This is a genomic window from Streptomyces sp. SCL15-4, from assembly GCF_033366695.1.
Taxonomy (GTDB): Bacteria; Actinomycetota; Actinomycetes; order Streptomycetales; family Streptomycetaceae; genus Streptomyces.
Window position 1 is genome coordinate 3785792 of record NZ_JAOBTQ010000001.1, and the last position, 19777, is coordinate 3805568.

Here is a 19777-nt window from a genome sequence, read left to right on the forward strand (position 1 = left end):
ATCATGCGTTCCACGCCCCGAAGAGCAGTACTAGCAGCCACCGGCCCGAAACATCCGACCGAGTAGTCAACGTTCCACCCATGAGCAACCAGCATCAGACATTCGCTGATGTACTGGCCTCTGACCAGGCAAGCCCGGTAAGAAGTGCTCCTTAGAAAGGAGGTGATCCAGCCGCACCTTCCGGTACGGCTACCTTGTTACGACTTCGTCCCAATCGCCAGTCCCACCTTCGACAGCTCCCTCCCACAAGGGGTTGGGCCACCGGCTTCGGGTGTTACCGACTTTCGTGACGTGACGGGCGGTGTGTACAAGGCCCGGGAACGTATTCACCGCAGCAATGCTGATCTGCGATTACTAGCGACTCCGACTTCATGGGGTCGAGTTGCAGACCCCAATCCGAACTGAGACCGGCTTTTTGAGATTCGCTCCACCTCACGGTATCGCAGCTCATTGTACCGGCCATTGTAGCACGTGTGCAGCCCAAGACATAAGGGGCATGATGACTTGACGTCGTCCCCACCTTCCTCCGAGTTGACCCCGGCGGTCTCCCGTGAGTCCCCAGCACCACAAGGGCCTGCTGGCAACACGGGACAAGGGTTGCGCTCGTTGCGGGACTTAACCCAACATCTCACGACACGAGCTGACGACAGCCATGCACCACCTGTACACCGACCACAAGGGGGGCACTATCTCTAATGCTTTCCGGTGTATGTCAAGCCTTGGTAAGGTTCTTCGCGTTGCGTCGAATTAAGCCACATGCTCCGCCGCTTGTGCGGGCCCCCGTCAATTCCTTTGAGTTTTAGCCTTGCGGCCGTACTCCCCAGGCGGGGCACTTAATGCGTTAGCTGCGGCACGGACAACGTGGAATGTTGCCCACACCTAGTGCCCACCGTTTACGGCGTGGACTACCAGGGTATCTAATCCTGTTCGCTCCCCACGCTTTCGCTCCTCAGCGTCAGTATCGGCCCAGAGATCCGCCTTCGCCACCGGTGTTCCTCCTGATATCTGCGCATTTCACCGCTACACCAGGAATTCCGATCTCCCCTACCGAACTCTAGCCTGCCCGTATCGACTGCAGACCCGGGGTTAAGCCCCGGGCTTTCACAACCGACGTGACAAGCCGCCTACGAGCTCTTTACGCCCAATAATTCCGGACAACGCTTGCGCCCTACGTATTACCGCGGCTGCTGGCACGTAGTTAGCCGGCGCTTCTTCTGCAGGTACCGTCACTTTCGCTTCTTCCCTGCTGAAAGAGGTTTACAACCCGAAGGCCGTCATCCCTCACGCGGCGTCGCTGCATCAGGCTTTCGCCCATTGTGCAATATTCCCCACTGCTGCCTCCCGTAGGAGTCTGGGCCGTGTCTCAGTCCCAGTGTGGCCGGTCGCCCTCTCAGGCCGGCTACCCGTCGTCGCCTTGGTGAGCCGTTACCTCACCAACAAGCTGATAGGCCGCGGGCTCATCCTGCACCGCCGGAGCTTTACAGCCTCCACCATGCGATGGAAGCTCATATCCGGTATTAGACCCCGTTTCCAGGGCTTGTCCCAGAGTGCAGGGCAGATTGCCCACGTGTTACTCACCCGTTCGCCACTAATCCCCTCCCGAAGGAGGTTCATCGTTCGACTTGCATGTGTTAAGCACGCCGCCAGCGTTCGTCCTGAGCCAGGATCAAACTCTCCGTGAATGTTTTCCCGTAATCGGGATGACACATCACGAGAGCGGTGCGAGAGGAGGAATAGTCCTCTCGCACACAGCGTCCTCGCTGTGTTTTTTCAAAGGAACCTCGTCCCGGCCGTGATGACCGGAGACGGGGTATCAACATATCTGGCGTTGACTTTTGGCACGCTGTTGAGTTCTCAAGGAACGGTCGCTTCCTTTGTACTCACCCTCTCGGGCTTTCCTCCGGGCGCTTCCCTTCGGTCTTGCGTTTCCGACTCTATCAGATCTTTTCTCGATCCGATTTCCTCGGTGCTTTCCAGGTTCCCGCTCTCGCGTTTCCCTTTCCGGCGGTTCCGACTCTATCAGATCCTTTCGGCGTCTGATCCCCGGTCAGCGGGGTTTGTCTTCCCGGCCGTTGGGCCGTTCCGACGAGTGAGACTTTAGCGGATTCCTGGCTCCCGAGCTAATCGGGGGCCGGCGTCCTTTCGAACGCGGATTCCTCATTTCGCAAATACGCACGCCAATACGGTCGGCGCCGGAGCGTCGATGAGTGGGTGGTGCTTGCGGAATGGCTGTCCGGGGACCGACCGGAGTCGGCGCTCACGTCGGACAACTCGGAGAACAGTACGGATCGGCCGGAGGCGTGTCAACTCACTGCCGGGGAGCACTCCCGAGGCGTACTGTGGGCGGCGTGATGACGCGTACGTGCACCCAGCTCTGGTGGGCCGCCTGACGGCGGCCGTAGTCACGTATGCACTCAACGGCCGCCGCTTCGGCGGCCGTTCTCGTCTCTCCCTCCGGGTCCGAGGGGGCCGGCCGCAGGGGCGGCGGTCCCGACCTGAAGGTGGAGTGGACATGACCCGGGTTTTCAGCGGGATCCAGCCGACCGGACATCTGACCCTGGGGAACTACCTGGGGGCCATGCGGCGCTGGGCCGAGGTGGACCAGCACCGGGCGGACTCGCTGTTCTGCGTGGTGGACCTGCACGCGCTGACCGTCGACCACGATCCGGCGCGGCTGCGCAGGCTCAGCCGGCAGACGGCGACGCTGCTGCTGGCGGCCGGGCTCGACCCCGAGGTGTGCACCCTGTTCCTGCAGAGCCATGTCGACGAGCACACCCGGCTGTCGTACCTGCTGGAGTGTGTGGCGACCGACGGCGAGATGCGGCGGATGATCCAGTACAAGGAGAAGTCCGCGAAGCAGCGGGAGCGCGGTGGCGGTCTGCGGCTGTCGCTGCTGACGTACCCGGTGCTGATGGCCGCGGACATCCTGGCGTACGGCGCGGACGAGGTGCCGGTCGGTGAGGACCAGGCGCAGCACGTGGAGCTGACCCGGGACCTGGCGGTGCGGTTCAACCAGCGTTACGGGCACACGTTCGTGGTGCCGCGGACGACACTGCCGCCGGTGGCGGCGCGGGTGATGAACCTCCAGGACCCGACGCGGAAGATGGGTAAGTCGGACGAGTCGGGGACCGGGGTCGTCTATCTGCTGGACGAGCCGGACGTGGTGCGCAAGAAGGTGCTGCGGGCCGTGACGGACAGCGGGCGGGAGGTCGTCTACGACCGCGCGGAGCGGCCTGGCCTCGCGAACCTGCTGGACATCCTGGCCGCGTGCACGGGCGAGAGCCCCGAGTCGCTGGCGGGCGCCTACGACTCGTACGGCTCTTTGAAGAAGGACACCGCGGAGGCCGTGGTGGAGGTGCTGCGGCCGGTGCGGGACCGGCACCGGGAGCTGTGCGCCGATCCGGCGTATGTGGAGAGGGTGCTGCGGGACGGCGCGGAGAAGGCGCGGGCGCTGGCCCGGCCGACGGTCGATACGGCGTACCGGGCGATCGGGCTGCTGCCTTCCGTGACGGAGCCCTCACCGGGCGCCGCGCGGTAGCCGGGGCCGGCCCGCGGGCGGGCTGTGGGCCGCCGCCCGCGGGGTCCGGGGCCGGTCAGTCCTTCTTGCCGGAGGCGAGTTCGCGGCTGCGGTCGCGGGCGGCTTCGAGGGCGGCGATGAGGGCGGCGCGTACGCCGTGGTTCTCCAGCTCGCGGATGGCGTTGATGGTGGTGCCGGCCGGGGAGGTGACGTTCTCCCGGAGCCTGACGGGATGCTCCCCGCTGTCGCGGAGCATCACGGCGGCGCCGATCGCGGACTGGACGATCAGTTCGTGGGCCTTGTCGCGGGGCAGTCCGAGCAGGATGCCGGCGTCGGTCATGGCTTCGACCAGGTAGAAGAAGTAGGCCGGGCCGGAGCCGGACAGCGCGGTGCAGGCGTCCTGCTGGCTCTCGGGGACGCGCAAGGTCTTGCCGACGCCGCCGAAGATCTCCTCGGCGTGCGCGAGGTGCTGCTCGGTGGCGTGGCTGCCGGCGGAGATGACCGACATGGCCTCGTCGACGAGGGCGGGGGTGTTGGTCATGACCCGGACGACCGGGGTGCCCGGGGTCAGGCGCTCCTCGAAGAAGGAGGTGGGGATGCCGGCGGCTCCGCTGACGACCAGCCGGTCGGCGGGCAGGTGCGGGGCGAGTTCGTCCAGGAGGGTGCCCATGTCCTGCGGCTTGACCGTGAGGATCAGGGTGTCGGCGGTCTTGGCGGCCTCGGTGTTGGTGACCGGGTTGACGCCGTAGCGGGCGCGGAGTTCTTCGGCGCGTTCGGGACGGCGGGCGGTGACCAGGAGGTCGGCGGGGGCCCAGCCGGCCCGGAGCATTCCGCTGAGCAGGGCTTCGCCGATCTTGCCGGTGCCGAGGACTGCGACTTTCTGGCTCATGCGGATCAGTCTGGCACCGGGGCGCGGTGCGCGGGCCGGTTGTCCGGTGGACGGAACGGGGGCGGGTCAGGGGATGCGGGCGACGATGAGGAGGACGTCGTAGGTCTCCTCGACGACGCCGTCCGGGAAGACCTCCAGGAGGCGGGCGCGCTCCTGTGCCAGGAAGGCGGCCGTGTGTTCCTCGGGGGCGACGAGGAGGGCGGAGTGGGTGGCGACGTTGGCGAGGTGGGTGTCGACCGGGACGCGGCGGCTCCAGCGGACCGTGCGCCGGGTGAAGTCCAGGCGTCCGCTGGGGTCGGCCCGCTCGACCCGCTCGCCGGCCTTGCGCTGCTCGGCGGCCACGTCGATGCCGAGGAAACGGCCGGCCCGGCCGGCGGCGTCGGCCATCCAGCCGACGTCGAGGGCGTTGGTGTTCCACCACAGGGCGAGCGCGCCGCCCGGGCGCAGCACGCGCAACGCCTCCGGCACCGAGCGCGCCGGGTCGGTCCAGTGCCAGGACTGGGCGTAGGTGAGGAGGTCGGCGGCGGCGTCCGCGACGGGCAGGGCGTTGCCGTCGCCCCGGACGAGCGGGAGGTGCGGCAGCGCCCGGCGGAACTCGGCGGCCATGCCCGCGCCGGGCTCGACGGCGAGGACGTCGGCGCCGCGGGCGTGCAGCAGGGCGCTGGCGATTCCGGTGCCGGCGCCGACGTCCACGGTCCGGGAGCCGGACAGGGGGCGGCCGGACAGTTCCTCGACGGCGTCGAGGAGGGCGGGCGGATAGGAGGGACGGTTCGCCGCGTACTGGGCGGCGACGGCGTTGAAGGACCCGGCCCGGGCGGCGTGCCGGGCTCGCGGGTCGCCGGAGGAGGAAGGGACGGCTGTCATGCGCTCAGGTCTACGGCATGACGGTGATCGCGGGAACCTCTGGCGGGCCGGGGCGGACGGTCCGGTGCGGGTGCGGTCGGCCGCGGTGTCAGGGGGAGCGGGCGCGGGCGCTTTGCCCTCCGTGGTGCCGGGAGGAGAAGCGGTGACCGGACGCGACGGCGCCGGGTGCGGCTCCGGGAGCCGGCCGGGCTCAGCGGCGGCGCTTCTTGCGGGACGGGTTGCCGGTGCGGCGGGTGGTGCGGCGGGCGTGGGCCTCGCGGGCCTGCTCGTACTCCTCGCGGCGCAGTTTCTCGCCCGGTGCCTCGGTGAGGGAGCGGACGAAGTAGGCGAGGAGCGAGCCGACGAAGCCGATGGCGAGCATGCCGCGCAGGGACGCCTGGCGCTGCGGGTCGTGCCGCCTGCCGAAGCCCTCCCAGGTGTTGCGGAAGGCGAACGCACTGCAGATCGCGAACATCACCACGATCAGCACGCTCACGAAGGGGCCGGTGTCGGCGATCCGGATGCCCTGGTAGGCGAGGCGGAGCACCAGGCAGGAGAGGGCCGCCGCGGCGAGGGAGCCGACGGCGACGCCGGCGCGGCGGACCGCGTAGCCGTTGTCGTGGTCGACCCAGGACGTGCCGAAGAAGCGCAGGGGCTCGGGACGGGGGCCGTCGCCCCGCGCCGCGTCGCCGGTGGAGCCCGCCGGGCTGTCCGGGGTGCCGGTTTCGTCGCTCACGGCTCGATTATGGCCCCGGCCGCGGACGGGCTCCCGGCCGGGGCCGACCGGGGCGCGTGGCGGTCAGCCGCAGCGGGGGGCGATGTAGCCGTCGCTGCCGGTGTGGACGTAGGCGTCGGAGACGTACTCGCCGTTGTCGATGAGGTCCCAGATGTTGGTCGTGCCGTAGGTGCCGGCGACCGTGGTGCCGGGCGCCTGGCAGTAGATCGGCACGCTGACGCCCTCCGGCAGCTGGCGGATCAGGTTGTACTGGGTGCCCGGGCCGCTGCGGACGTTCAGCCGGACGCCGGGTGCCACGGCGTAGGTGCGTACGGCCGCCGCCGCCCGGGTCGCCAGGCCGTCCCGGCCCTCGTCCACGCTTCCGGCCTCTTGTGTGTCGACAGACATGAAAGTGGTCCTCCCCCGTCGCTTTTACGAATGCGGTGAAAGCCGTCGCGAAACGTGTGCGCGCGACTCGGGCACAGACGCTAGCAAGCCGCCTCTGTCCCGTACGAGTCATCGACTAGGCTCCGTGCGTCGCGCGCGCGGACGAACAGCTCGGGGGTGGTCCATGGCGCCACAGCGCAACGCCGGAACGGACGCGGAAACGGAATTTCCGGAATACGCCGGCCACTACCACCTGGAATCCTGTCTGGGCTCGGGTGGCATGGGGGTCGTCCACCTCGCCCGGAGCACCTCGGGAATGAAGCTCGCGGTGAAGGTCGTGCACGCCGAATTCGCCCGGGACCCGGAGTTCAGGGGCCGTTTCCGGCAGGAGGTGGCCGCCGCGCGGCGGGTCAGCGGTGCCTTCACCGCGCCCGTCGTCGATGCCGATCCGGAGGCCGACCGGCCCTGGATGGCCACCCTGTACATTCCCGGGCCGACCCTCTCCGAGCACGTCAAGCGGAGCGGGCCCATGGCTCCGGAGCAGCTGCGGCGGCTGATGGCGGGGCTCGCCGAGGCGCTGCGCGACATCCACCGGGTCGGCGTGGTGCACCGGGATCTGAAGCCCGGCAACGTGCTGCTCGCCGAGGACGGGCCGAAGGTCATCGACTTCGGTATCTCCCGGCCGAAGGACAGCGAGCTGCGCACCGAGACGGGCAAGCTGATCGGCACCCCGCCGTTCATGGCGCCCGAGCAGTTCCGGCGGCCCCGGGAGGTCGGTCCGGCCGCCGACATCTTCGCGCTGGGCTCGGTGATGGTGCACGCGGCCACCGGGCGCGGCCCGTTCGACTCCGACAGTCCCTACGTCGTCGCCTACCAGGTCGTCCACGACGAGCCCGATCTGACCGGGGTGCCGGTGGGGCTCGCGTCGCTGGTGCGCAGGTGCCTGGCCAAGGAGCCCGCCGACCGGCCCACTCCGGACGAGCTGATGCGGGAGCTGCGGTCGGTGGCGGCCTCGTACGACACCCAGGCGTTCATACCGGCGCAGCGCACGGTTGCGGACGGGCGGACGGACGGTGGCGCGCCGGCGCCGGAGTCCGCGCCGGTGCCGGGCGGTGCCGCGCGGCGCCCGGTGGGGCGGCTCGGGCGGAGACGGTGGGTGACGCTGGTGGCGGCGGTGCTCGGGCTGGTGCTGGTGGGTGGTCTCGCCGCGGTGTGGGGAGCGGGCAGAAACGATCAGGCGCCTCGGCGTGGAGACGCGCCGGCCCTGACGGCGGCTTCCGGAGGCTGGACGGCCCGGCCGGCGGTCGGCGGCGCGGGGATGCCGCAGTGCTCCTACGGTGCCGGGAAGCTGCTCTGCGCGCGGCCCGGCGTCGTCTTCGCGCTCTCTTTGGCCGACGGCCGGCTGCTGTGGCGGCACGCCACCGGCACCCGGGCCACGAGCGGCCCGCCGGTCGTCTCCGGCGGGCTGGTGCAGCCGTACACGGACGGCGGCTCCCGGCTCGCCGGGCTCGACCCGGACACGGGCGAGGAGGTGTGGCGGCGCGGGCTGCCCGCCGGTACGACGGTGCGCTACGCCGGGGACACCGCCTTGCTCGTCGATGCCGGCGGCACGGTCACCGGCGTGGACGGAGCGACGGGCCGTACCCGCTGGCACGGCCCGGTGCCCGGGCAGGGCATGCCGTTCTTCGACGCGTTTCCCGGCGACTCGTCGGCCTACGCGACCCGTACGTCCGCCGACGGCACGCACACCCGGGTGACCGCCGTGGACCCGGTGACCGGCCGGGTGCGGTGGGACGTACGGCTGCGCGGCTGGCTGAAGCCGGTCGCGGCGGGGGCCGACGGGTCGGTGTTCTTCCTGGCCTTCGACAGCGCCTACGGCGCCCGGGAGGTCGTGCGCCACACGCCCGCGACGGGTGCGACCCGGCGGGTCGCGCTGCCCGCCGTGCTCGACGGCGCGCACGCCACCGTGCGCGGGAACGTCGTCTACGTCCTGGCCACCGGCGGCTCCCTGGACGCCGTGGACGTGGCGGCGGGCCGGCGGCTGTGGCATCTGGAGACGTCGGTGAGCCGGGGTTCGCTGCCGGTCGCGCGGGACGAGCGGGTGTACCTGACCGCGGGCGACGGCCGGCTGCTCGCGGTCGACGCCGGCAAGGGGCGGCTGGTCGGGCAGACGCCCGCGCGGCTGGGCGCCGACTCGGCACGGGTCATGAGCACCCCGCCCGCTCCGGTGCCGGTCGGCGCCCGGGTCTGCGCGACCGCGCCCGACGGCACCGTGTTCGCCGTGGACGGCCGCGCGCCGGGAGCCTGGTGAGCCGGGCGCCGGGCACGGCGAAGGGGCCGCCCCCGTCCGGAGGGCGGCCCCGGTCGGTGGCCGGTCAGCCCAGCCGGGACACGTCGCGCACCGCGCCCTTGTCGGCGCTCGTGGCCATCGCCGCGTAGGCGCGCAGGGCGGCGGAGACCTTGCGGTCGCGGTTCGCCGGGGCGTAGACGCCGTTCAGGGCCTGCTCGCGGCGGGCCAGCTCGGCGTCGTCGACCAGCAGCTCGATCGTGCGGTTCGGGATGTCGATGCGGATGCGGTCGCCGTCCCGGACCAGGGCGATGGTGCCGCCGGAGGCCGCCTCGGGGGAGGCGTGGCCGATGGACAGGCCCGAGGTGCCGCCGGAGAAGCGGCCGTCGGTGATCAGGGCGCAGGTCTTGCCGAGGCCGCGGCCCTTCAGGTACGAGGTCGGGTACAGCATCTCCTGCATGCCGGGACCGCCCTTGGGGCCCTCGTAGCGGATGACGACGACGTCGCCGTCCTTGACCTCCTGGGTGAGGATCCGCTGGACGGCCTCCTCCTGGGACTCGCAGACGACCGCCGGGCCCTCGAAGGTCCAGATCGACTCGTCCACGCCGGCCGTCTTCACCACGCAGCCGTCGACGGCGAGGTTGCCGCGCAGCACCGCCAGGCCGCCGTCCTTGGAGTACGCGTGCTCGGCGGAGCGGATGCAGCCGTTCTCGGCGTCCTCGTCCAGCGTCTCCCAGCGCTCGGACTGGGAGAAGGCCTCGGCGGAGCGGACGCAGCCGGGCGCCGCGTGCCACAGCTCGACCGCCTCGGGCGAGGGCGAGCCGCCGCGGACGTCCCAGGTCTTCAGCCAGTCGGCCAGGGACGGGCTGTGCACGGCGTGCACGTCCTCGTTGAGCAGGCCCGCGCGGTGCAGCTCGCCCAGCAGGGCCGGGATGCCGCCGGCGCGGTGCACGTCCTCCATGTAGTACGTGCGGTCCTTGGCGACGTTCGGAGCGACCTTCGCCAGGCAGGGCACGCGGCGCGAGACGGCGTCGATTTCGTCCAGGCCGAACGGGACGCCCGCCTCCTGGGCGGCGGCCAGCAGATGCAGGATCGTGTTGGTGGAGCCGCCCATCGCGATGTCCAGGGCCATGGCGTTCTCGAAGGCCTGGAAGGTGGCGATGTTGCGCGGCAGGACGGTGTCGTCGTCCTGTTCGTAGTGGCGGCGGGTGATGTCCATGACCGTGCGGGCCGCGTTCTCGTACAGGGCGCGGCGGGCGGTGTGGGTGGCGAGGACCGAGCCGTTGCCGGGCAGGGACAGGCCGATGGCCTCGGTCAGGCAGTTCATCGAGTTGGCGGTGAACATGCCGGAGCAACTGCCGCAGGTCGGGCAGGCGTTCTCCTCGATGCGGAGGATGTCCTCGTCGGAGATCTTGTCGTTGACGGCGTCGGAGATCGCGTCGACCAGGTCGAGCGTGCGGACCGTGCCGTCGACCAGGGTGGCGCGGCCGGACTCCATGGGGCCGCCGGAGACGAACACCGTCGGGATGTTCAGGCGCAGGGCCGCCATCAGCATGCCCGGGGTGATCTTGTCGCAGTTGGAGATGCAGATCAGGGCGTCGGCGCAGTGGGCCTCGACCATGTACTCGACCGAGTCCGCGATCAGGTCGCGGGAGGGCAGGGAGTACAGCATGCCGCCGTGGCCCATGGCGATGCCGTCGTCGACCGCGATGGTGTTGAACTCGCGCGGGATGCCGCCGGCCTCCCTGATCGCCTCGCTGACGATCCGGCCGACCGGCTGGAGGTGGGTGTGGCCGGGCACGAACTCGGTGAAGGAGTTCGCGACGGCGATGATCGGCTTCCGGCCGATGTCCGCACCGGGTACACCGGAGGCGCGCATAAGGGCGCGGGCGCCCGCCATGTTGCGACCGTGGGTGACTGTGCGGGACCTCAGCTGGGGCATCGTCGCTCGCTCCTTCAGACGGGTGTGCCTGCTGTCGAGCGTACGCCGGTCATCCAGCTGGCGGGACGAGGTGTCCGAATGCCGGGACGCCTGTTTCACGGGCGCCGCCGGGCGGCCCCTCAGGGAGCGGTCAGATGACCCTGTACGACGGGGGCGACGCGGGCGATGATCCGCTCCAGGTCCGCCGACGCCAGCGGTTCGATCCGGATCACGTACCGCAGCATGGCACAGCCCACCAGCTGGGCGGCCGCCAGTTCGGCGCGCAGCTCCGCGTCCGGCAGCTCCAGCTGATCGGCGATGCGGCGCATCAGCTGGGTGGCGACCAGGCGGCGGAAGACGGTGGCGGCCGTGTCGTTGTCGACGGCCGAGCGCACGATCGCCAGCAGCGGAGGGCGGGTGGCGGGGTCCTCCCAGACGCCGAACACGAACCGGGTCAGCCGTTCGCCGACCCCGTCCGCCGGGCCCTCGGCGATCGCGTCCGGCGCGCTCAGGGCGGGCGCGAAGGCGACCTCGACGGCCGCCTCGAAGACCTGCTCCTTGGTGCCGAAGTAGTGGTGGACCAGCGCCGAGTCCACGCCGGCGGCCTTGGCGATGCCGCGTACGGACGTCTTCTCGTAGCCGCGCGCGGAGAACTCCTCGCGGGCGACGGCGAGGATCCGGTCCCGGGTGCCGGCGGACTCGGTGGCCGGGGGGCGGCCACGGCGGCGGGCGGGCGGGCCGGGGGCGCGGCTGTCCGTCGCCGGGGGACGGGGCGGGGTCATCGCCGGGGCACCCGTACGGCCGCCGTGCTCAGGTGGGCACGGGTGAAGGCCAGGGCCTCGGCGAGGTCGGCCTCGCGCTCGGCGCCGGACATCGCGCGCCGGGTGTTGACCTCGATCACCACATGGCCGTCGAAGCCGGTGCGCACCAGGCGCTCCAGCAGCTCGGCGCAGGGCTGGGTGCCGCGGCCGGGCACCAGGTGCTCGTCCTTGGCCGAGCCCCGGCCGTCGGCGAGGTGGACGTGCCCGAGCCGGTCGCCCATGCGGTCGACCATGTCCAGCGCGTCGGTGCGGGCCGTCGCCGTGTGGCTGAGGTCGATCGTGAAGTGCCGGTAGTCGTCGTTGGTGACGTCCCAGTCGGGGGCGTAGGCGAGCATCTCGCGGTCGCGGTAGCGCCAGGGGTACATGTTCTCGACGGCGAACCGTACGTCCGTCTCGTCCGCCATCCGCCAGATGCCCTCGACGAAGCCCCGGGCGTACTGCCGCTGCCAGCGGAAGGGCGGATGGACGACGACGGTGGAGGCCCCGAGCTTCTCCGCCGCCGCCCGGGCCCGGCGCAGCTTCGTCCAGGGGTCGGTGGTCCACACCCGCTGGGTGATCAGCAGGCAGGGGGCGTGGACGGCCAGGACGGGGACGCCGTGATAGTCCGACAGCCGGCGCAGCGCCTCGATGTCCTGGCTCACCGGGTCGGTCCACACCATGACCTCGACGCCGTCGTAACCGAGGCGCGCGGCGATCTCGAAGGCCGTCGCCGTGGACTCCGGGTAGACGGATGCGGTCGAGAGCGCGATGCGCACGTCCGTTGGTTCAGCCACGTCCGTCACCATACGGCGTCGAGCGGGGCGGGTGCCGGGTGCCGATTCGCCGTTGTGAGGTTTGCCATTCGGGCACGGGGAGCGCGGTGCCCGCCGGGCCCGGGGCGCTATGCCGTGACCATGTGATCGAGGCGCCGCAGGATCACGCCTTCCCGCAGGGCCCAGGGGCAGATCTCCAGTCTCTCCACGCCGAAGAGGTCCATCGCGGCCTCGGCCACCAGCGCGCCCGCCAGGAGCTGGCCGGCCCGGCCCTCGGACACTCCGGGGAGTGCGGCGCGCTGGCCGGCGGTCATGCCGGCCAGCTTCGGGACCCATGCCTCCAGGGACTCGCGCTTGAGTTCGCGCTGGACATGGAGGCCGTCGGCGCTGCGGGCCGCGCCGGCTATGCGGGCGAGCTGCTTGAAGGTCTTGGAGGTGGCGACCACGTGGTCGGGGGCGCCGAAGCGGGCGAACTCGCCGACCGTGCGGGCGATCTCGGTGCGGACGTGGCGGCGCAGGGCGCGGACGTCCTCGGGGGCGGGCGGGTCGCCGGGCAGCCAGCCGGCGGTGAGGCGGCCGGCGCCGAGCGGCAGCGAGACCGCCGCGTCCGGCTCCTCGTCCATGCCGTAGGCGATCTCCAGGGAGCCGCCGCCGATGTCCAGGACCAGCAGCTTTCCGGCGGACCAGCCGAACCAGCGGCGTACGGCGAGGAAGGTGAGCCGGGCCTCCTCCTCGCCGCTGAGGACCTGGAGGCGTACGCCGGTCTTGTCGGCCACGCGCCCGAGGACGTCGTCGGCGTTGCCGGCTTCGCGGACGGCGGAGGTCGCGAACGGCAGCAGGTCCTCGACGCCCTTGTCCTCGGCCGCCTGGAGCGCGTCCCGCACGACCTCGGTCAGCTTGTCGATGCCGTCCTCGCCGATGGCACCGCTGCCGTCGAGGAGTTGGGCGAGCCGGAGTTCGACCTTGTGGGAGTGCGCGGGCAGCGGGCGCGCGCCGGGGTGGGCGTCCACCACCAGCAGATGCACCGTGTTCGAACCCACGTCCAGGACACCGAGTCTCATGTACGGAAACCTACTGCCAGAACCTCCGTCCTCGGTGTCCCCGGTGGGTCCCGGCCACTTACCCTGGACGGGTGCCAAAGACGAAAAAGGCGAAGGCCGACAAAGCAGGCAAGGTCGGCAAGGCGGGCGAAGAGCGTGCGGCCGCCGAAACCACCGAGGAGGCGAGGGTGAGCGACGAGAAGGGGCTCGACTTCGCCCGCGCCTGGGTGGAGTTCCCGGATCCGGCGGACGACGAGCAGGTCTTCCGCTGCGATCTGACCTGGCTGACCTCTCGCTGGAACTGCATCTTCGGCAGCGGCTGCCAGGGCATCCAGGCGGGGCGCGCGGACGACGGGTGCTGCTCACTGGGCGCGCACTTCTCCGACGAGGACGACGAGAAGCGGGTCGCCGGGCACGTGGCGCGGCTCACCCCGGAGATCTGGCAGCACCACGGCGAGGGCACGCGGAACGGCTGGATCTCCGAGGACGAGGAGGGGTCCCGGCAGACGCGGCCCTTCCAGGGTTCGTGCATCTTCCAGAACCGGCCGGGGTTCGCGGGCGGCGCGGGCTGCTCGCTGCACATCCTGGCCCTGAAGGAGGGACGGGAGCCGCTGGAGACCAAGCCGGACGTGTGCTGGCAGCTGCCGGTCCGGCGGACCTACGACTGGATCGAGCGCCCGGACGACACGCGCGTGCTCCAGGTGTCCATCGGCGAGTACGACCGCCGGGGCTGGGGCCCGGGCGGCCACGACCTGCACTGGTGGTGCACCTCGGCGACATCGGCCCACGGTGCGGGCGAGCCGGTGTACGTCTCCTACCGCGCCGAACTCACGGAGCTGATGGGCAAGGCCGGCTACGACCGCCTGGCCGAGCTGTGCGAACAGCGCCTGGCCTCCCGGCTGCCGCTGGTGGCCCCGCATCCCGCGGATCCGGTGGCGTAACCGGACCGGGTTCTCGGCACCGGCGCCGTGACGTCTCCTCTCTCCGGCCCCGGCCGCCCTCCCCCGGCCCCTAACTCACCGAAGGGCTCGGCACCGCGGTGTCCGAGGGGGTCGGAGCCGGGGTGTCCGGGGCGGACGGCGGCGGGGCCGACGGGGGCGGGGTCGGGGTCGGGGACGGGGAAGTGGTGGTGGGCGGGGTGACGGAGGAGGCGGACGGGGCCGGAGAGGCGGGCGGGGAGGAAGGGCGTGGGGTGGGGCGGGCCGGTGCCGTGCCGTAGCCGTCGATGGAGACCACCGCGCCCGCCGGGGCCACCGCCACGCGCGCGTGCCAGGGACCGGACGGCTCGCGGAGGTGATCGACGTACACCTTGACCGTCAGCGTCCGGCCGGGGGCCAGCGTTCCCGAGGAGCGGCTGAAGTAGAGCCACGCGGCCGGCGTGGACACCGACCAGCGGATCCCGGACGACCCCGGGGACGCGGTGAGGGTGATCAGCGTGGTGTCCCCGTCGTTCGCCGCGCCGACCGCCAGCCGCGCCGCCTCCCTCCCGTCCGTGCCGCCGACACTCACGACCTGCACGGAGACGTCCGCCTTGCCGTCGCTGCCGATACGCGGGCCCGCCTTCGTCCCGGCGTTCCCCGCGTTCCGGTAGCCGCCGGCGGGGCCGTCGCCGAGCGCGTCGGGCCCCTGTGCCTCGCGGGCGGTCGCGGACGGCCCGTCGTCCTGCCCGGCCGGTCCGCCGCGGTACGCGGCCCAGAGCGCGAGGACGGGCGCGGCGACGACCGTGGCGACCACCGTCGTCGTGACGGCACGCGCGCGCATCCGGTCGCGGCGGGCCGCCCGGTCCTTGGCGTCCATCGGGAAGCCACGCCGGTCGAAGCGGGGCACGGCCGCACCCCACGCGCGCGGCTGGTGCGCCAGCGCCCTGTGCAGGGCCGTGCGCGGCGCCTTGAGGACGGGCAGCTCGGCGGGGGTGACCGTGGCGCCGGGCCAGCGGCCGGGGACGGCGCGCTCGGCGGTGCGGCGGCAGCGCGGACAGTCGTCCACGTGCCGGACCAGCTCGCGGCGCAGGGCCGCGCTCAGGGCCGGCCGGCTGTCGCCGGTGAGATGGGCCACGCCCGGGCAGCCGCCCGCCTCGACGACGGCGAAGGCCGCGCGGGTCCGCTCCACCTCGCAGGCGGCGGAGGCGAGCAGCTCCCGGGCGGCGGCGGGCTGCAGGCCGAGGACGGCGGCGACCTCGTGGGCGGCGAGGTGGTGGCGGACGGCGAGTTCCAGGGCCTCGCGCTGCTCGGGAGTGGTACCGGCCGCCTCCGGCCAGGCCAACAGGGCGAGTTCGCGGCGCCGCCGCTCCTCGGCCTCCGGCACGCGAGCCGTCTCCGGGACGCCCTTCCCGGCACCTCCGCCGGCCTCTTCGCCGAGGCCCGCCCCGATCCCGGCCGCGACACCGCGCCCCGCCCCGGGCACCACCCCGGCACCCGCCCCCGCGTCGGGCCCTGCCCCGCTCCCGCCCCCGGCGGCCCCGCTCCGGCCCGCCGCGTGCGCTCCCTGGCGCTTCTGCTTCGTCTCGGCCAGCTTGCGCAGGCAGGCCCAGCGGGACAGGGCGTAGAGCCAGGCTCTGAGGTCGTCGGGGGACTCGGGGAGGCGGTGGCCGCGCCGGCCGGCCACGGCGAGGGCGTCGGCGAGGGCGGCGGTGGCCGCGTCGTGGTCGCACAGCACCGACAGGCAGTAGGTGAACAGGCCGTCCAGATACGGGTCGTAGGGCGCCGGCGTGCGCTGGGCGATGGTGCGCGCGGCGGCACGGTCGCGCGCCTCACGGGCCTCGCGTGCTTCTCGTGCCTCACGCGCCTCCCGCCGCGCGTCGCACGACTCGTTCCGCGCCTGGCGCGCCCCGGCGGTGCGGGTGGTGGTCTCCGGGCTGCTGCTCATCACCCGTGCGACCGTAGGCGGCACTGGAGTGCCCCTTCGGGAACCTTGAGCAGTTTTAATCCATACGGGTGAAACGATCCCTCATAAGGGGACAAGGAGGCCGTGTTCCGCGCCCGGAGCCCGGCAGCGACCGGCCGGGAAGTGATCGGCCCGGTCCCGTTGTCAGTGCCGGGGGCTACGGTTTCCGCATGGCTGCCCGTACCAAGACCACCAAGGACCGCCCGTCGTACCGCTGCACGGAGTGCGGCTGGCAGACGGCCAAGTGGCTCGGCCGCTGCCCCGAATGCCAGGCGTGGGGCACGGTCGAGGAGTACGGCGCGCCCGCGGTCCGCACGACGGCGCCGGGCCGGGTGAGCACCTCCGCGCTGCCCATCGGCCAGGTCGACGGCCGGCAGGCCACCGCCCGCGCCACCGGCGTGCCCGAGCTGGACCGGGTGCTCGGCGGCGGCCTCGTGCCGGGCGCGGTCGTCCTGCTCGCGGGCGAGCCGGGCGTCGGCAAGTCGACCCTGCTGCTGGACGTGGCCGCCAAGTCGGCGAGCGCCGAGCACCGCACCCTCTACGTCACCGGCGAGGAGTCGGCGAGCCAGGTGCGGCTGCGCGCCGACCGCATCGGCGCCCTGGACGACCATCTGTACCTGGCCGCGGAGACCGACCTGGCCGCCGTCCTCGGCCACCTGGACGAGGTCAAGCCGTCCCTGCTGATCCTCGACTCGGTGCAGACGGTCGCCTCGCCCGAGATCGACGGCGCGCCCGGCGGCATGGCGCAGGTCCGGGAGGTGGCCGGCGCCCTGATCCGCGCCTCCAAGGAGCGCGGCATGTCCACGCTGCTGGTGGGCCACGTCACCAAGGACGGTGCCATCGCCGGCCCCCGCCTGCTGGAACACCTGGTGGACGTCGTGCTGCACTTCGAGGGCGACCGGCACGCGCGCCTGCGCCTGGTGCGGGGCGTGAAGAACCGGTACGGGGCGACGGACGAGGTCGGCTGCTTCGAGCTGCACGACGAGGGCATCACGGGCCTCGCCGACCCCAGCGGCCTGTTCCTGACCCGCCGCGCCGAGCCGGTGCCGGGCACCTGCCTGACCGTCACCCTGGAGGGCCGCCGCCCGCTGGTGGCCGAGGTGCAGGCGCTGACCGTGGACTCGCAGATCCCCTCCCCGCGGCGCACCACGTCCGGTCTGGAGACCTCGCGGGTGTCGATGATGCTGGCCGTGCTGGAGCAGCGCGGCCGGATCAGCGCGCTCGGCAAGCGGGACATCTACTCCGCGACGGTCGGCGGGGTGAAGCTGTCCGAGCCCGCCGCCGACCTCGCCATCGCGCTCGCGCTCGCCTCCGCCGCCAGCGACACCCCGCTGCCGAAGAACCTGGTGGCGATCGGCGAGGTGGGGCTGGCCGGCGAGGTCAGACGGGTCACGGGCGTGCAGCGCAGGCTCGCCGAGGCGCACCGGCTGGGCTTCACGCACGCGCTCGTGCCGTCCGATCCGGGGAAGGTGCCGGCCGGCATGAAGGTGCTGGAGGTCGCCGACATGGGGGACGCGCTGCGGGTTCTGCCGCGCTCCCGTCGCCGGGAGGCCCCACGGGAGGCGGAGGAGCGCCGGTAGACTTTGCCCAGGTCCCGCCCGTCCGTACGAACCGAGTGCGGGTGCGGGGGCGCGTCAGAACCTGCGACCGGAGGAGTGCAGTGGCAGCCAACGACCGGGCAGCGGCTCCCGGCAAGTCCGGTGGGAGTGCCGGTTCCGATGGTCTGATGCGCGCCTCGCTGAGCGCCGTGGCACCGGGTACGCCCCTGCGGGACGGCCTGGAGCGGGTGCTGCGCGGCAACACCGGCGGTCTCATCGTCCTCGGCTCGGACAAGACGGTCGAGGCGATGTGCACGGGCGGGTTCGTGCTGGACGTCGAGTTCACGGCCACCCGGCTGCGGGAGCTGTGCAAGCTGGACGGCGGCATCGTGCTGTCGTCGGACCTGTCGAAGATCCTGCGGGCCGGCGTGCAGCTGGTGCCGGACCCGACGATCCCCACGGAGGAGACGGGCACGCGGCACCGCACCGCGGACCGGGTGAGCAAGCAGGTCGGTTTCCCGGTGGTCTCGGTCTCCCAGTCGATGCGGCTGATCGCCCTGTACGTGGACGGTCAGCGGCGCGTCCTGGAGGACTCCGCGGCGATCCTGTCCCGCGCGAACCAGGCGCTGGCGACCCTGGAGCGGTACAAGCTGCGGCTGGACGAGGTCGCGGGCACGCTGTCGGCGCTGGAGATCGAGGACCTGGTGACGGTCCGGGACGTCTCGGCGGTCGCGCAGCGGCTGGAGATGGTCCGCCGGATCGCCACCGAGATCGCCGAGTACGTGGTCGAGCTGGGCACCGACGGCCGGCTTCTCGCGCTCCAGCTGGAGGAGTTGATCGCCGGCGTGGAGCCGGACCGCGAGCTGGTCGTCCGCGACTATGTGCCCGAGCCGACGGCGAAGCGGTCCCGCACGGTCGAGGAGGCGCTGGCCGAGCTGGACGCCCTGACCCACGCGGAGCTGCTGGAACTGGGCACGGTGGCGCGTGCGCTGGGCTATACCGCGTCGCCCGAGTCGCTGGACTCGGCGGTCTCGCCGCGCGGTTTCCGGCTGCTGGCCAAGGTGCCGCGGCTGCCGGGCGCCATCATCGACCGGCTGGTGGAGCACTTCGGCGGCCTGCAGAAGCTGCTGGCCGCGAGCGTGGACGACCTGCAGACCGTGGACGGCGTGGGCGAGGCGCGGGCGCGCAGCGTACGGGAAGGGCTGTCGCGGCTGGCGGAGTCGTCGATCCTGGAGCGGTACGTCTGAGCCGGAGCGGTTCGCCAGGCGGCTGCGCCGCGTGGCGTCGCGGCCCCGCGCTCCTTCGGTGCCGTCAGTCCGCCGTCAGTACGAACGACGCCTGGAGCTTGCCGTACCCGGGCGCCTTGGCCTCCAGCAGGTACGTACCCGGCTTGGCCGAACCGCCGGACGGCGTTGCGCAGTGCGCCGCGCCGGGCTCGCGGTCCCACTTCACGGTGTAGGTGATGCTCTGCCCGGCCGGCACCCGGAAGGCCAGGCTGCCCGGCCCCTTGGGGCAGTCGTCGGAGGACCAGAAGGCGTCGTCGCCGTCCGCCGGCGTGATCGTCAACACGGCGCGCTTCGGGCCGAGATCGACCTTGCAGTCCGCCGACGAGCCGTTCTTCGCGGTGAGTTCGAAGGTCGGGGTCTGGTCGGGCGAGTAGGAGTTGCGGAGGCTGCGCAGGCTCAACGTCACCGCGCCGGAGGTGCAGTCGGGCAGCGCGGAGGACCCGGGGAGCGCGTCGCCCGCGGCGACGGCGGCACCGCCGGAACCCGTGCCCGCGCCGGCGGAACCGGCCGTTCCGGCGGAACCGCCGGCCCCGGACGAGCCGCCGGAGCCCGAAGCCGTCCCGGAGGCGCCGCCGTCACCGGAGCTTCCGGAGTCCGCGCCGCCGCCGGTGTCCCCGCCGCCCGACTCCTCGCGTCCGCCCGGGTGTTGGCTGATCGCGGAGCCGGACGGGCTCGGTCCGGGTGTGATGGTGTGCGTGGGGTTCTTGCCGTCGGGCCCGGCGGTGTTCTTCCCGCCGCCTCCGCCGCCGGTGGTGACGATCAGGATGATCACGAGCGCCAACAGGGCGACCACGGACAGCAGTACGACCCTCCGACGCCAGTAGATGGAGGAGGGAAGCGGCCCGACCGGATTGCGCAGAGATCCCACGGCCCAAACTGTACGAGAGATCGCCGCGCA

Annotated in this window: 15 protein-coding genes and 1 rRNA gene; 5 read left to right on the forward strand and 11 right to left on the reverse strand. The window is 72.2% G+C overall.

Translation table 11 applies throughout. The features are described from left to right. Positions 1-155 precede the first annotated feature (155 nt). Positions 156-1682 (reverse strand): 16S ribosomal RNA (locus tag SCK26_RS16460). An 830-nt stretch (positions 1683-2512) separates the two neighbouring features. On the opposite strand from SCK26_RS16460, the gene trpS reads away from it, so the two are divergent. Then, the gene (gene trpS / locus SCK26_RS16465; RefSeq protein ID WP_318202063.1) at positions 2513-3538 is read left to right on the forward strand and encodes a tryptophan--tRNA ligase; all 1026 of its coding nucleotides are present in this window, start codon (positions 2513-2515) and stop codon (positions 3536-3538) included. A 55-nt stretch (positions 3539-3593) separates the two neighbouring features. Here the strand turns inward: trpS and proC are convergent, their stop codons facing one another. The 4 genes from proC to SCK26_RS16485 all read right to left on the reverse strand — a co-directional run bounded on the left by proC (position 3594) and on the right by SCK26_RS16485 (position 6372). Beyond that, on the reverse strand, positions 3594-4406 hold the full coding sequence (gene proC, locus SCK26_RS16470) for a pyrroline-5-carboxylate reductase (RefSeq protein WP_318202064.1): 813 nt from the start codon (positions 4404-4406) through the stop codon (positions 3594-3596). A gap of 66 nt (positions 4407-4472) precedes the next feature. Then, complete coding sequence (locus tag SCK26_RS16475) at positions 4473-5270, reverse strand: class I SAM-dependent methyltransferase (protein ID WP_318202065.1); 798 nt, start codon at positions 5268-5270, stop codon at positions 4473-4475. A 190-nt stretch (positions 5271-5460) separates the two neighbouring features. After that, a complete protein-coding gene (locus tag SCK26_RS16480; RefSeq protein ID WP_318202066.1) occupies positions 5461-5985 on the reverse strand; it encodes an EamA/RhaT family transporter in 525 nt (174 codons plus the stop codon). A 63-nt stretch (positions 5986-6048) separates the two neighbouring features. Then, positions 6049-6372 carry an SH3 domain-containing protein gene (locus SCK26_RS16485; protein ID WP_318202067.1) on the reverse strand — a complete coding sequence of 108 codons (324 nt, stop codon included), beginning with the start codon at positions 6370-6372 and terminating at the stop codon, positions 6049-6051. Positions 6373-6535: 163 nt separating this feature from the next. Between SCK26_RS16485 and SCK26_RS16490 the strand changes: the two genes are divergently transcribed. Next, positions 6536-8662, forward strand: a complete 2127-nt coding sequence (locus tag SCK26_RS16490) for a protein kinase domain-containing protein (protein ID WP_318202068.1) — start codon at positions 6536-6538, stop codon at positions 8660-8662. Positions 8663-8726: 64 nt separating this feature from the next. On the opposite strand, the gene ilvD is transcribed toward SCK26_RS16490, so the two are convergent. The 4 genes from ilvD to SCK26_RS16510 all read right to left on the reverse strand — a co-directional run bounded on the left by ilvD (position 8727) and on the right by SCK26_RS16510 (position 13193). Further along, positions 8727-10580: a dihydroxy-acid dehydratase gene (gene ilvD / locus SCK26_RS16495; protein WP_318202069.1), complete on the reverse strand. Its 1854-nt coding sequence runs from the start codon at positions 10578-10580 to the stop codon at positions 8727-8729. Positions 10581-10699: 119 nt separating this feature from the next. Continuing rightward, positions 10700-11341 carry a TetR/AcrR family transcriptional regulator gene (locus SCK26_RS16500; protein WP_318202070.1) on the reverse strand — a complete coding sequence of 214 codons (642 nt, stop codon included), beginning with the start codon at positions 11339-11341 and terminating at the stop codon, positions 10700-10702. After that, positions 11338-12165, reverse strand: a complete 828-nt coding sequence (locus SCK26_RS16505; protein WP_318202071.1) for a sugar phosphate isomerase/epimerase — start codon at positions 12163-12165, stop codon at positions 11338-11340. Before SCK26_RS16505 ends, SCK26_RS16500 begins: the two co-directional genes overlap by 4 nt. A gap of 95 nt (positions 12166-12260) precedes the next feature. Next, positions 12261-13193: a Ppx/GppA phosphatase family protein gene (locus SCK26_RS16510; protein ID WP_318202072.1), complete on the reverse strand. Its 933-nt coding sequence runs from the start codon at positions 13191-13193 to the stop codon at positions 12261-12263. A gap of 167 nt (positions 13194-13360) precedes the next feature. Here SCK26_RS16510 and SCK26_RS16515 point away from each other — a divergent pair, with 167 nt between their 5' ends. After that, positions 13361-14113: a hypothetical protein gene (locus tag SCK26_RS16515; protein ID WP_412080853.1), complete on the forward strand. Its 753-nt coding sequence runs from the start codon at positions 13361-13363 to the stop codon at positions 14111-14113. 70 nt (positions 14114-14183) lie between these two features. On the opposite strand, the gene SCK26_RS16520 is transcribed toward SCK26_RS16515, so the two are convergent. Beyond that, entirely contained in the window at positions 14184-16040 is a 1857-nt protein-coding gene (locus tag SCK26_RS16520; RefSeq protein WP_412080750.1) for a hypothetical protein, read from the reverse strand. A gap of 185 nt (positions 16041-16225) precedes the next feature. On the opposite strand from SCK26_RS16520, the gene radA reads away from it, so the two are divergent. Both radA and disA read left to right on the forward strand, forming a co-directional pair. Continuing rightward, positions 16226-17635, forward strand: coding sequence for a DNA repair protein RadA (gene radA / locus SCK26_RS16525; RefSeq protein ID WP_318202075.1), 1410 nt, complete (start codon positions 16226-16228; stop codon positions 17633-17635). A gap of 80 nt (positions 17636-17715) precedes the next feature. Continuing rightward, positions 17716-18840, forward strand: coding sequence for a DNA integrity scanning diadenylate cyclase DisA (gene disA / locus SCK26_RS16530; protein WP_030781598.1), 1125 nt, complete (start codon positions 17716-17718; stop codon positions 18838-18840). Positions 18841-18904: 64 nt separating this feature from the next. Here the strand turns inward: disA and SCK26_RS16535 are convergent, their stop codons facing one another. Further along, on the reverse strand, positions 18905-19747 hold the full coding sequence (locus SCK26_RS16535; protein ID WP_318202076.1) for a hypothetical protein: 843 nt from the start codon (positions 19745-19747) through the stop codon (positions 18905-18907). Between the last annotated feature and the right edge of the window lie 30 nt (positions 19748-19777).

Excerpts from the sequence above, each read along its gene's own strand:
- radA (WP_318202075.1), top strand. The coding sequence starts at position 16,226 with ATGGCTGCCCGTACCAAGACCACCAAGGACCGCCCGTCGTACCGCTGC.
- SCK26_RS16475 (WP_318202065.1), bottom strand. The coding sequence starts at position 5,270 with ATGACAGCCGTCCCTTCCTCCTCCGGCGACCCGCGAGCCCGGCACGCC.
- trpS (WP_318202063.1), top strand. The coding sequence starts at position 2,513 with ATGACCCGGGTTTTCAGCGGGATCCAGCCGACCGGACATCTGACCCTG.
- SCK26_RS16505 (WP_318202071.1), bottom strand. The coding sequence starts at position 12,165 with ATGGTGACGGACGTGGCTGAACCAACGGACGTGCGCATCGCGCTCTCG.
- SCK26_RS16500 (WP_318202070.1), bottom strand. The coding sequence starts at position 11,341 with ATGACCCCGCCCCGTCCCCCGGCGACGGACAGCCGCGCCCCCGGCCCG.
- SCK26_RS16490 (WP_318202068.1), top strand. The coding sequence starts at position 6,536 with ATGGCGCCACAGCGCAACGCCGGAACGGACGCGGAAACGGAATTTCCG.
- ilvD (WP_318202069.1), bottom strand. The coding sequence starts at position 10,580 with ATGCCCCAGCTGAGGTCCCGCACAGTCACCCACGGTCGCAACATGGCG.
- proC (WP_318202064.1), bottom strand. The coding sequence starts at position 4,406 with ATGAGCCAGAAAGTCGCAGTCCTCGGCACCGGCAAGATCGGCGAAGCC.
- SCK26_RS16510 (WP_318202072.1), bottom strand. The coding sequence starts at position 13,193 with ATGAGACTCGGTGTCCTGGACGTGGGTTCGAACACGGTGCATCTGCTG.
- SCK26_RS16485 (WP_318202067.1), bottom strand. The coding sequence starts at position 6,372 with ATGTCTGTCGACACACAAGAGGCCGGAAGCGTGGACGAGGGCCGGGAC.